Source organism: Microbispora sitophila, from assembly GCF_014892245.1.
In the GTDB taxonomy this organism is placed as follows: domain Bacteria; phylum Actinomycetota; class Actinomycetes; order Streptosporangiales; family Streptosporangiaceae; genus Microbispora; species Microbispora siamensis.
On the sequence record NZ_JADBGC010000009.1, the window covers coordinates 142,383 to 153,933 of the forward strand.

Annotated in this window: 10 protein-coding genes; 7 read left to right on the forward strand and 3 right to left on the reverse strand. The window is 69.5% G+C overall.

All coding sequences use genetic code 11. The annotated features are described in order from the left end of the window. Window positions 1-6 precede the first annotated feature (6 nt). Window positions 7-1,209: an RNA-guided endonuclease InsQ/TnpB family protein gene (locus IL992_RS18230; RefSeq protein ID WP_193204557.1), complete on the reverse strand. Its 1,203-nt coding sequence runs from the start codon at window positions 1,207-1,209 to the stop codon at window positions 7-9. A gap of 155 nt (window positions 1,210-1,364) precedes the next feature. On the opposite strand from IL992_RS18230, the gene IL992_RS48400 reads away from it, so the two are divergent. The 4 genes from IL992_RS48400 to IL992_RS18250 all read left to right on the forward strand — a co-directional run bounded on the left by IL992_RS48400 (window position 1,365) and on the right by IL992_RS18250 (window position 6,279). Next, window positions 1,365-2,567, forward strand: coding sequence for a 2-oxo acid dehydrogenase subunit E2 (locus IL992_RS48400; protein ID WP_193204558.1), 1,203 nt, complete (start codon window positions 1,365-1,367; stop codon window positions 2,565-2,567). A 4-nt stretch (window positions 2,568-2,571) separates the two neighbouring features. Continuing rightward, on the forward strand, window positions 2,572-3,894 hold the full coding sequence (locus IL992_RS18240; protein ID WP_226873297.1) for a GH1 family beta-glucosidase: 1,323 nt from the start codon (window positions 2,572-2,574) through the stop codon (window positions 3,892-3,894). 459 nt (window positions 3,895-4,353) lie between these two features. Next, window positions 4,354-5,250 (forward strand): aldose 1-epimerase family protein, encoded by an 897-nt coding sequence (locus IL992_RS18245; RefSeq protein ID WP_319018638.1) that lies wholly within the window; start codon window positions 4,354-4,356, stop codon window positions 5,248-5,250. Further along, window positions 5,251-6,279: a phosphotransferase family protein gene (locus IL992_RS18250; protein WP_193204561.1), complete on the forward strand. Its 1,029-nt coding sequence runs from the start codon at window positions 5,251-5,253 to the stop codon at window positions 6,277-6,279. A gap of 29 nt (window positions 6,280-6,308) precedes the next feature. Here IL992_RS18250 and IL992_RS18255 read toward each other — a convergent pair whose 3' ends face one another. Continuing rightward, window positions 6,309-6,476: a hypothetical protein gene (locus IL992_RS18255; protein WP_161627906.1), complete on the reverse strand. Its 168-nt coding sequence runs from the start codon at window positions 6,474-6,476 to the stop codon at window positions 6,309-6,311. Between the two features lie 119 nt (window positions 6,477-6,595). On the opposite strand from IL992_RS18255, the gene IL992_RS18260 reads away from it, so the two are divergent. Beyond that, window positions 6,596-7,843, forward strand: coding sequence for an FAD-dependent oxidoreductase (locus tag IL992_RS18260; RefSeq protein WP_193204562.1), 1,248 nt, complete (start codon window positions 6,596-6,598; stop codon window positions 7,841-7,843). 11 nt (window positions 7,844-7,854) lie between these two features. After that, window positions 7,855-9,225 (forward strand): class II 3-deoxy-7-phosphoheptulonate synthase, encoded by a 1,371-nt coding sequence (locus IL992_RS18265; RefSeq protein WP_193204563.1) that lies wholly within the window; start codon window positions 7,855-7,857, stop codon window positions 9,223-9,225. Window positions 9,226-9,345: 120 nt separating this feature from the next. Here the strand turns inward: IL992_RS18265 and IL992_RS18270 are convergent, their stop codons facing one another. Further along, window positions 9,346-9,711: a thioredoxin family protein gene (locus IL992_RS18270; protein WP_193204564.1), complete on the reverse strand. Its 366-nt coding sequence runs from the start codon at window positions 9,709-9,711 to the stop codon at window positions 9,346-9,348. 121 nt (window positions 9,712-9,832) lie between these two features. On the opposite strand from IL992_RS18270, the gene ctaD reads away from it, so the two are divergent. Next, the gene (ctaD, locus tag IL992_RS18275; protein WP_193204565.1) at window positions 9,833-11,518 is read left to right on the forward strand and encodes an aa3-type cytochrome oxidase subunit I; all 1,686 of its coding nucleotides are present in this window, start codon (window positions 9,833-9,835) and stop codon (window positions 11,516-11,518) included. Window positions 11,519-11,551 lie beyond the last annotated feature (33 nt).

An 11,551-nucleotide genomic window follows, 5' to 3' on the forward strand; every position in this document is an offset into this window, starting at 1 on the left:
CCCCGCCTAAAGGCGGGGGATTCCCACCCTCACGGGCTGGGCTTCCTGCTTCACCGCCGACCGCCGAAGGGAGGACCCTTGCGGACTCACGTCAGCTCCACAGGCAGACACCGCTCGACCAGCGGCCAGGATGTTCTTGGCGGCGTTGACGTCCCGGTCATGCCAGGCGCCGCACCCCGGACACGACCAGTGCCGGGCGGACAGGCAGAGCTCGGCGAGCAGGTGCCCGCACGCGCTGCATGTCTTGGACGACGGATACCAGCGGTCGATCACGACCAGGCGCCGCCCGTACCGCTGGGTCTTGTACTCCAGTTGACGGCGGAACTCCCCCCACCCGCAGTCGGAGATCGCCCGGGCGAGGCGCCGGTTGCGGACCATGCCCTTGACGTTGAGGTCCTCGATCACGATCAGGTCGTGGTCGCGGACCAGCCGGGTGCTGGTGCGGTGCAGGAAGTCGGCGCGGGCGTCCCGGACCTTGGTGTGGGCGCGGGCGACCTTCGCCCTGGCCTTGGCCCGGTTGTTGCTGCCGGGCTGCTTGCGGGCCATACGCCGCTGGTAGCGCGCCAGGTTCCTGGCCTTGCGGTCCAGATGACACGGATTGGCGACCTTCTGGCCAGTCGAAAGCACGGCGAAGTCGGTCACGCCCAGGTCGATGCCGGCCGACGCCCCACCTGCCGGCAGCGGCTCAGACTCCGTGGCCTCCTCAACGGCCAGAGAGGCATACCAGCGACCGTCGCTGTCACGGGAGACGGTCACCGTGGTCGGGTTGATCGTGGCGGGGTCAGTTTCGGGCCAGGACCACACGAACTCGATCGGGTCGTCCATCTTCGCCAGGTGCAGTCGGCCGTCGCGCCAGCGGAACGCCGAGCGGGTGTAGGTCGCACTCTGGCGGCCGTGGCGGGACTTGAACCGCGGGTATTTGGCGCGTCCGGCGAAGAAGTTCACGAACGCCGTGTGCTGGTGCCGCAAAGCTTGCTGCAAGGGGACGCTGGAGACCTCGTACAGGAAGTCATGGCCGCCGTCGCGTTTCAGCTCGGTCAGGTATCGGTCGGTCTGGGCGTACGAGGTCGCCACGCCCTCGGCGCGGTAGCGGGCCTGCCGCCAGGCCAGGACTGTGTTCCAGACCAGGCGTACGCAACCGAACGTGCGGTTCAATACCGCTGCTTGTTCGGGGGTGGGGTAGACCCGCACCTTGTACGCCGTATGCACGTTCGAACTTTACCGTCCCCTTGCTCGCTTGGTCAGCGAAGGAGCAAAGTCGTGAACGCTTCACACTCTGGGTTGTCCCGGCTTCGCCGGGCCACCCCTGACAGGGTCCGGATTCCTCCCGGCTCTGTAGGACCGGGCTTCCTCCGGAGGTTGCGGTGACCGAGTTCCGGGTGCCCAAGCTCAACAACAACGACACGGCGTACGTCCTGGTCGAGTGGCTGGCCGAGGACGGGCAGGCGGTGCGGGACGGCGATCCGATCGTGCTGCTGGAGACGTCCAAGGCGACGGAGGAGGTCGAGGCCCCGGCGGACGGCGTCCTGCGGCGGCTGCTCGCCGAGGGTGCCGAATGCGAGCCCGGGCAGGTGATCGCCCGCGTGCTCGGGAGCGCGGACGAGGCCGCCGGGGAGACCGCGGACGAGAACCCGGGCGGGCCGGAGACCCCGGTGCCGTCCGGCGCCGCCTCCGGCGTCGTCGTCACGGCGCCCGCGCGCGAACTGATCGAGGCGCACGGCATCGCCGTGGAGCGGGTGTACGCCCTCGGCCGCAAGGTGATCAGGCGGACCGACGTCGAGGAACTGCTCGGCGGACAGACGCCCTCCCCCGCCGCCGTCGCGGACGACGCCCCGGCCGCGAACGACGCGAGCGGGGACGACGCGAGCGGGGACGACGACGCACAGTGGATCACGCTGTCGCGGGCGCAGCAGCGGACGGCCGAGGTCGTCGAGCGGTCCCGGCGCGAGATCCCGGCGGCCTTCACGGCGATGAACGTCGACGTGACCGAGGTCCTGTCGCTCGCCCGCGACCTCACCCGCCGGCTGCGCACCCTGGTCGGCCTGCCCGAGATGGTGGTGAAGGCGGTCGGCGGGCTGCTCGACCGCTTCCCGATGTTCTTCGCGGAGCCCGGCCCCGGCTCGCGGGCGAGAAGGGCCGCCACCGCCGACGTGGGCGTCACGGTCGACGTGGGCGGGGGGCTGTTCATCCCGGTCGTCCGCGACGCGGGCAACCGGCCGCTCGCGGAGATCGCCGGCGACCTGGTCGGCTTCCGCAAGACGGCGCTCACCGGGTCGTTCCGGGAACGCGACCTCCAGGGGGGCGCCATCACTCTCACCCTGCACACGCACGACGGCATCGTGTTCGCCGTCCCGATCGTCTTCCCCGGCCAGACGTGCGCGCTGGCGCTGACCGCGCCGCGCTCGGAGGTCGTCCAAGACGGATCGGGCTTCGCCGTACGCAAGACCGCCACAATAGGCCTCGCATACGACCACCGTTTCATCAACGGTCGCGATGCCGCGGAGTTCCTCGGCGAACTCCGCACGGCGCTCGAATCACCCGCGCGTTTCCTCACCGAGAATGGATGAAGCCATGAACTCACCCGCACGGTTTCCGGCCGACTTCGTCTGGGGCGCGTCCACCGCGGCGTACCAGATCGAGGGCGCGACCACGGAGGACGGTCGCGGGCCCTCGGTGTGGGACACGTTCTGCGCGGTCCCCGGCAACGTACGCGACGGTGACAGCGGGGAGCACGCCGCCGACCACTACCACCGCTACAACGAGGACCTGGACCTGATCGCCGATCTGGGCCTGGGCAGCTACCGCTTCTCCATCGCCTGGCCGCGGATCCAGCCGACCGGCTCGGGCAAGCCCAACCAGAAGGGCCTCGACTTCTACCGCAGGCTCGTGGACGGGCTGGCCGAACGCGGCGTCCGGCCGATGGCCACGCTCTTCCACTGGGACCTGCCGCAGGAACTGCAGGACCGAGGGGGCTGGGAGAACCGGGACACGGCCGAGCGATTCGCGGAGTACGCCGAGATCTGCTTCGACGCCCTGGAGATCAGGGACTGGCTGACGATCAACGAGCCCAAGACCGTGGTCGACTGCGGATACCGCTTCGGCAGCCACGCGCCGGGCTTCAAGGACGACGCGCGCGCGTTCGTCGCCTGCCACCACCTGCTGCTCGCCCACGGCCTCGCCTCGCGGATGCTGCACGAGCGGCACCCCGGACGCCGCATCGGGCCGGCGCTCAACCTGCACCCCACCTACCCGGCCGACGACACGCCGGAGGCGCGCGAGGCGGCCCACCACCAGGACGGACTGGAGAACCGGCTCTACCTCGACCCCATCTTCAAGGGCCGCTACCCGGAGGACACGCTGCGCTGGATCTCCGAGCGCGGCCCGATGGCCGACCACATCCTCGACGGGGACCTCGGGGTCATCAGCGAGCCCATCGACGTCCTCGGCGTGCAGTACTACACCCCGGTCTTCGTGGACGGCAAGGGCGAGCGGGTCTTCCTGCACGAGCGGGCCCAGGCCGAGTGGCTGGAGATCTACCCCGAGGGCCTGCACGACCTCCTCGTCCGGGTGCAGCGGGACTACCCCGGGGTGCCGGTGGTCATCACCGAGAACGGCCTGGCCACCGTGGACGGGGTCGACGCCGACGGCCGCGTCCGCGACGATCGGCGGATCGCCTACCTGCGCGACCACCTGGGCGCCGTGCACCGCGCGATGGAGGCCGGCGCGCAGGTCGAGGGCTACCACGTGTGGTCGCTGCTCGACAACTTCGAGTGGGCCGAGGGATACAGCCAGCGGTTCGGCATCGTGTACGTGGACTACACGACGCAGAAGCGCACCCCGAAGGACAGCGCGCTCTGGTACCGCGACGTCGTGAAGAGCGGCGAACTGCGCTGACGACCGTCCGGGCCAGCGCGGCCCGGTAACAGGCGAGCAGGCCCAGTGGACAGGCCCGGTGCGTGACGCACCGGGCCCGCGGCGCAATTCCACCGGCCATTTCCGCGGCATGGCCCACACCCGGCCGCGCGTATTCGCGTGCCCGGGCGCACGTTGTGCGGTGACGCGATGACGGCCGTCCGGAGCAGCTGAAACTTTCAGCACGGAGTGGTGGGCGATCGCCCATGCACGTGCATGCGAGAACCGGTCTGCGGCAAATCGGTGCCGTTATACCGATCTACGCGATAATCCCGAGAATATGTTGACGCGTCCGCCGAAAAGACTTAGCTTTACCCGCTATGGGAGCGCTCCCACCACTCTCCCACCCCGCTTGGATCAAGGGCGATGAGCTGGGATAAAGTCCCTGCATACCGTCAGATGACCCGCTTCTTGACGTCGCGTCAGCGAGAGGACTCCCCCGTGCCCGATTACACGATTGCCGGCGGCGGATACCAGGCCACGATCAGCGAGCGGGGCGGCGCGCTCCGGGCGCTGCTCCATGAGGGCCGCGATCTGGTGACGAGCTGGCCGGAAGGCGGGCCGGTCCCCTACTACAGCGGCACCATCCTGGCTCCGTGGCCGAACCGCGTGGTCGGCGGCACGTACGTCTTCGAGGGGCAGCGCCGCAACCTGCCGGTGAACGAGCCCGACCGCGGCCACGCCCTGCACGGCCTCGTCGCCGAGCTCGACTGGAAGTGCGCGGAGCTGCTGTCGGTCGAGGACCACCACGGCCACGTACGGCTGACGCACGTCGTGGAGCCCATCGAGGGCTACCCGCACAGGATCGCCCTGGAGGTGCGGCACTCGGTGTCCGAGGAGGGCCTGTCGACCACGCTGACGGCGCAGAACGTGGGCGAGACGGCGGCGCCGTACGGCTGCGGGCCGCACCCGTGGCTGCTGGCCGGGCCCGACGTCACCGCCTACGAGCTCGACCTGCCGGCCGGGCGGGTGCTGCTCACCGACGACCTGCTCGCCCCCACCGACCTGGTGGAGGTCGCGGGAACGCCGTACGACTTCAGGACGCCGCGAGTGATCGGGGACACCGCCGTCGACCACGCCTTCACGGGCGTGACGGAGGGGCGCGTGCGGGTGCTCGGGCCCGAGGGCGGAGTGGAGCTCACCTGGGACCCGGCGGTGATGCCGTGGGTCCAGATCTGCACCGGCACGGGGCTCGGCCACCGGGGGCTGGCCGTGGAGCCGATGACCTGCCCGCCCGACGCGTTCAACTCGGGCACGGATCTGATTGTTTTGCAGCCGGGGGACAAGCACGAGGCCACGTGGACCATCGCGGTCACCACTCCGTCATTGGAAGGCTGAATGGACAGCAGGACGAAAAGGCGGTTGTCCCCCGCACAGCTCGACGAGATCACCCGCGACGCGCTGGGCTGCGGAGTGACCTCGTCGGAGGAGCTCACCGACGGCTTCGCCAACGCCGTCTGGCGGCTCGGTCTCGACGACGGACGTGAGGTGGTGCTCAAGCTCGGGCCGCCGCCCGACCTGCGGTTGCTGGCCTACGAGCGGCACCTGCTGCGCACCGAGGCGATGGTCTACCACCTCGCCCAGCCCGTGGGGCTGCCGATGCCCGACCTGCTCAAGGCGTCGTTCGACGACCCGCTGCTGGGCGGCGACTACCTCATCCTGTCCGCGCTCGACGGGGCGCCGTGGAACCGGACGTCACTCAGCCCCGCGGAGGAGAGCGCGCTCCGGTTCGAACTGGGCCGCCACCTCGCCCGCCTGCACGCCATCCCGGGCACCGGCGTCTTCGGCTACCCGTACGCGGGGCTGACCGGCCGGACCTGGCGGGAGGCGTTCCTCGTCATGATCGGCGCGCTGCTCGACGACGCGGTCTACTACAACACCCCGCTCCCCGCGACGATCGTGGAGATCGTCGGGCTCGTCCACATGAACGTGCACGTCCTCGACCAGGTCACCGCCCCGTCGCTGGTGCACTTCGACATGTGGCCGGGCAACGTGTTCCTGGACGGCGACAAGCGCGTCCAGGCGCTCATCGACCACGAGAGGGCGTTCTGGGGCGATCCGCTGGCCGACTTCGTCACCCCCACCATCTTCGGGGAGTTGCGTGAGGACGATCCCATGATCGCGGGCTACCGGCAGGAGGGCGGCCCGCTGACGCTGGACCGCGCCGCCCGCGTCCGGATCGCCCTCTACCGGGTCTACCTCTACCTGATCATGCTGGTGGAGGACGGCCCGAGGCAGTATCCGGAGGAGTCCTACGCCCCCACCAGGGACATCACCACGCGGTCACTGGTCGCCTGCCTGGACATGCTGCGCGCGGGACATCGGGAGGGCGGGCAGCGTCAGCCCGCCCCCCACGCCCGCGTCTGAGCGTCCGGGACCGGCGCGGAGGACGGGAGTCACGCCTCCAGCGTGAGGGACTGCGAGCCGCACCCGTTGCCGGTGTGCGGCTCGGAGTCGCCGGTCGCGGCGAGGGCCGCGGGCGCTCCGACGGTCAGCGACGCCACCAGGGACAGGACCATCGCCCCGGCCGCGACGCGGGGCAGGTGACTGACACGAGCACTCACAGCGCACTCCCGAAGGCCGACTCCATTGATCACAAAATAGCGGTCCCGCACGCACTCCGGTAGGCCCACATCTGGCGGGCCGGTTCCCCGCGTGAGATAATTTCAGCGGGTGATGAATTATGGAGACGACATGCGTGATCGCGGGCGGCGGGCCCGCGGGGGCCATGCTCGCGCTGCTTCTGGCCCGCGCGGGCGTCGACGTCACACTGCTGGAGAAGCACGCGGACTTCCTGCGTGACTTCCGCGGTGACACCATCCATCCCTCGACCCTCCAGGTCCTGGACGAGATCGGCCTGGCCGAGGCGTTCCACCGGCTGCCGCACCGCAAGGCGTACGAGATGTCCATGCGGACCGACGACGGCCAGGTGCCCGTCGCCGACCTGCGGCGCCTGCCGGGGAAGTACCAGTACATCGCCTTCGTCCCGCAGTGGGACTTCCTCGACCTGCTCACCCGCGAGGCGGCCGCGTATCCCAACTTCCACCTCCTGATGAACGCCAAGGTCGTCGATCTCGTACGGCACGACGGCGCGGTCCGCGGGGTGCGCTACTGCGACGAGCGGGGCGAGGAGCACGAGATACGGGCCGTGCTCACGGTCGCCGCCGACGGCCGGCACTCCGACGTACGGCGGGCGGCAGGCCTGGCGCCGAGACGGTTCGGCGCGCCCATGGACGTCGTCTGGTTCCGCATGCCGCGGGCGCAGGACGACCCCGAGCAGCCGTTCCTGCGGGCGTCGGCCGGACGGCTCATGGTCGCCATCAACAGGGAGACGTACTGGCAGCTCGCCTACGTCATCCCGAAGGGCGGCTTCGCCGCGCTCGAGGCGAAGGGCATCGACGGGCTGCGCAGCGAGGTGGAGCGGCTGCTGCCCTTCCTCGGCGGCAAGACCTCCGGGCTGCACGGCTTCGACGAGGTCGGCGTGCTGAGCGTCGAGCTGAACCGGCTCACGCGCTGGCACCTGCCCGGGCTGCTGCTGATCGGCGACGCGGCCCACGCGATGTCGCCGGTCTTCGGCGTCGGGATCAACCTCGCGGTGCAGGACGCGGTCGCGGCCGCCAACATCGTCGGGCCGGCCCTGCTGCGCGGCCGGGCCCCCGCCGCGCTGCTCGCCAGGGTGGAGCGCCGCAGGAAGGTGCCCACGGTCGTCGTGCAGACCGCGCAGCGGGTGGTGCAGGAACGCCTCATCCGGCCCGCGCTCGCCGGTCCCGTGGCGCCGATCCCCGACCTCACCCGCGTGCCGGTGGTGCGCTCGCTGCTGCCCCGGTTCATCGGGCTCGGCGTGCTGCCCGAGCACGTACGTCTTCCGCCGCGAGAAAAAAGATCTCAGCAAATGGACAGGAAGGGGCCCACACGGGACGTGGTGCAATAACCTTGGTTCCCGTGAGCGCAACGAACCCCGACACCTTGAGTGCCCTGGACACCTCGAGCGCCCTGGACACCTGGCGTGATCTGCCCGCGGCCCAGCAGCCGGACTGGCCCGACCGCGGCGAGCTGGACAAGGTCGTCGCGGAGCTGGCGTCCCTGCCCCCGCTGGTCTTCGCCGGCGAGTGCGACCAGCTCAAGGACAGCATGGCCGCCGTGGCGCGCGGGGAGGCGTTCGTCCTGCAGGGCGGCGACTGCGCCGAGACCTTCGCGGGCGCGACGGCCGAGAACGTGCGCAACAAGCTCAAGACGCTGCTGCAGATGGCGATCGTGCTGACCTACGCCGGCCGTGTCCCGGTGGTGAAGATCGGCAGGCTCGCCGGGCAGTTCGCCAAGCCGCGGTCCAAGCCCATGGAGACCCGCGACGGCGTCGAGCTTCCGGCCTACCGGGGCGACATGGTCAATGGCTTCGACTTCACCGCCGAGTCCCGCCGCCCCGACCCGAACCGGCTGCTGCGCGCCTACCACTCGGCGGCGGTCACGCTGAACCTCACGCGGGCCTTCACCAAGGGCGGCTACGCCGACCTGCGTCAGGTCCACGCGTGGAACCAGGATTTCGTCGCGGAGTCCCCGGCGGGCCGGCGCTACGAGCAGCTCGCGCGGGAGATCGACCAGGCGCTCTCGTTCATGCGGGCCTGCGGCGCCGAGCCCGAGGAGTTCCACACCGTGGAGTTCTACTCCTCCCACGAGGCCCTGATCCTCGACTACGACCGGGCGCTCACCCGGATCGACTCGCGCACGGGCCTGCCGTACGACGTGTCGGCGCACATGGTGTGGATCGGCGAGCGCACCCGGCAACTCGACGGAGCGCACGTCGAGTTCTTCAGCCGCATCCGCAACCCGATCGGCGTGAAGCTCGGCCCGACGACCACGCCCGAAGAGGCCATCGCGCTGATCGACAAGCTCAACCCGGACAACGAGCCCGGGCGGCTCACCTTCATCACGCGGATGGGTGCGGGCAAGGTCCGCGACGCGCTGCCGACGCTGGTGGACAAGGTCAACGCGAGCGGCGCCACCGTGGCCTGGGTGTGCGACCCGATGCACGGCAACACCTTCGAGGCGCCGAGCGGCCACAAGACCCGCCGCCTCGACGACGTGCTGGACGAGGTCGCGGGCTTCTTCGAGGTGCACCACGCGCTCGGGACCCACCCCGGGGGCATCCACATCGAGTTCACCGGCGACGACGTGACCGAGTGCGTGGGCGGCGGGCACGCGATCGTGGAGGAGGACCTGGCGCTGCGGTACGAGACCGCGTGCGACCCCCGCCTCAACCGCGGTCAGTCGCTCGACCTCGCCTTCCGCGTCGCGGAGCTGTACCGGTCGAGCTGATCTGCATCGCCCGATCGGGCTGTCTGATTGGGCCGTCTGAAGGCGTCTGAATCCGCCGTCGCCCTCCGATCACTCGGACGGGGTGACGGCGGTTTCCGTTTCCGGGCGCGGCCCGGGGCCTCAGGAGTTCTTGGCCTCCGCCTCGATCTGGGCGCGGATGGCGTCCATGTCGAGCGCGCGCAACTGCCGGATCAGGTCCTCGAGCGCCGGCGCGGGAAGGGCGCCCGGCTGGGCGAACACCACGATGCCGTCGCGGATCGCCATGATCGTCGGAATCGCGGTGATCTCGAAGCCCTCCGACAGGGCCGGCTGCGCCTCGGTGTCGATCTTGCCGAAGGTGATGTCCTTGTGCTCCTCGGACGCCTTCTCGAAGATCGGCGCGAAGGACCGGCAGGGGCCGCACCAGGATGCCCAGAAATCGAGCAGTACGATGCCGTTGTCGGCGATGTCGTTGAAGTTCTTCTCGGTTACCTCGATGGTCGCCATGGGCGACTCCTTTCGCTCGGTCTTCAGCGGGCATAACCAGCCGGACAATCCCAGCATTCCATTTCGCGATGAGCCTCGTGTGATTGGGCAGGAGACCTCCTTGACCTAGAAGGAGCCCCGGATGACGACTCATGCCGTACGGCCGACCGACTTGACGGCCCAGAAGGGCACAGGCGCCCGGATCGCCTCATGGCTGTCGAGCACGGACCACAAGGTGATCGGCAATCTCTACCTGATCACCACCTTCTTCTTCTTCCTGGTCGGCGGCCTGCAGGCGATGGTCATCCGGGCTGAGCTCTTCGAGCCGGGCATGCAGTTCGTCACGTTGCAGCAGTACAACCAGCTGTTCACGCTGCACGGCACCATCATGCTGCTGTTCTTCGCGACGCCGTTGTTCGCCGGATTCGCCAACGCGATCATGCCGCTGCAGATCGGCGCTCCGGACGTGGCGTTCCCGAGGCTGAACATGGCGAGCTACTGGCTGTTCCTCTTCGGCGGCCTGATGGTCCTCGGATCGATGCTGTCCGGTGGGGCGCCGACGTTCGGCTGGACGGCCTACACACCGCTGGCGCGCGCGGATTTCACCCCGCAGCTCGGCGGGGATCTGTGGGTGATGGGCCTGGCGCTGTCCGGCGTCGGGACGATCCTCGGCTCGGTCAACTTCATCACGACGATCATGTGCATGCGCGCCCCGGGCATGACGATGTTCCGGATGCCGATCTTCACGTGGAACGTCTTCTTCACCTCGATCCTCGTGCTGCTGGCCTTCCCGGTGCTCGCGGCCGCGCTGCTGGCGCTGGAACTCGACCGGAAGGTCGGCGCGCACATCTACGACCCGCAGACCGGCGGCCCGCTTCTGTGGCAGCACCTGTTCTGGTTCTTCGGCCATCCGGAGGTCTACATCATCGCGCTGCCGTTCTTCGGCATCGTCACCGAGGTGATCCCGGTCTTCAGCCGCAAGCCGCTGTTCGGGTACGTCGGGATGGTCGGCGCGACGATCGCGATCACCGCGCTGTCGGTCACCGTGTGGGCGCACCACATGTTCGCCACCGGGAACGTGCTGCTGCCGTTCTTCTCGCTGATGACGTTCCTGATCGCCGTGCCCACGGGGGTGAAGTTCTTCAACTGGACCGGCACGATGTGGCGGGGCCATCTCACGTTCGAGACGCCGATGCTGTGGGCCGTGGGCTTCCTCGTGACGTTCCTGCTCGGCGGGCTGACCGGGGTGATCCTGGCGTCGCCGCCGCTGGACTTCCACGTGACCGACACCTATTTCGTGGTCGCCCACTTCCACTACGTGGTGTTCGGCACGGTGGTCTTCGCCATGTTCTCCGGCTTCTACTTCTGGTGGCCGAAGCTGACCGGCCGGATGCTGAACGAGCCGCTCGGGAAGATCCACTTCTGGATGCTGTTCATCGGCTTCCACATGACGTTCCTCATCCAGCACTGGCTCGGCGCGCAGGGCATGCCGCGGCGGTACGGCGACTACGCGGCCAGCGACGGCTTCACCTGGATGCACCAGGTGTCGAGCATCGGCGCGTTCCTGCTCGGGCTGTCCACCCTGCCGTTCCTCTACAACATCTGGTGGACCGTACGGCACGGGGAGAAGGTGACGGTCAGCGACCCGTGGGGGCACTCCAACTCGCTGGAGTGGGCGACGTCCTGCCCGCCGCCGCGCCACAACTTCGTGTCGATCCCGCCGATCCGCTCCGAGCGGCCCGCCTTCGACCTGCGCTACCCGCGTCTGGGCGGCAAGCCGGGCGAGCCGCCGGAGACCAAGCGGGACTTCGTCGATCCCAACGCCTGACCGGCGATAGGGGCCCCCGTCGCCGGGGGCCCC

Bases quoted from the DNA above. Each gene is read 5' to 3' on its own strand.
- IL992_RS18240 (WP_226873297.1), top strand. From the start codon at position 2,572: ATGAACTCACCCGCACGGTTTCCGGCCGACTTCGTCTGGGGCGCGTCC.
- IL992_RS18250 (WP_193204561.1), top strand. From the start codon at position 5,251: ATGGACAGCAGGACGAAAAGGCGGTTGTCCCCCGCACAGCTCGACGAG.
- IL992_RS18260 (WP_193204562.1), top strand. From the start codon at position 6,596: ATGGAGACGACATGCGTGATCGCGGGCGGCGGGCCCGCGGGGGCCATG.
- IL992_RS18270 (WP_193204564.1), bottom strand. From the start codon at position 9,711: ATGGCGACCATCGAGGTAACCGAGAAGAACTTCAACGACATCGCCGAC.
- ctaD (WP_193204565.1), top strand. From the start codon at position 9,833: ATGACGACTCATGCCGTACGGCCGACCGACTTGACGGCCCAGAAGGGC.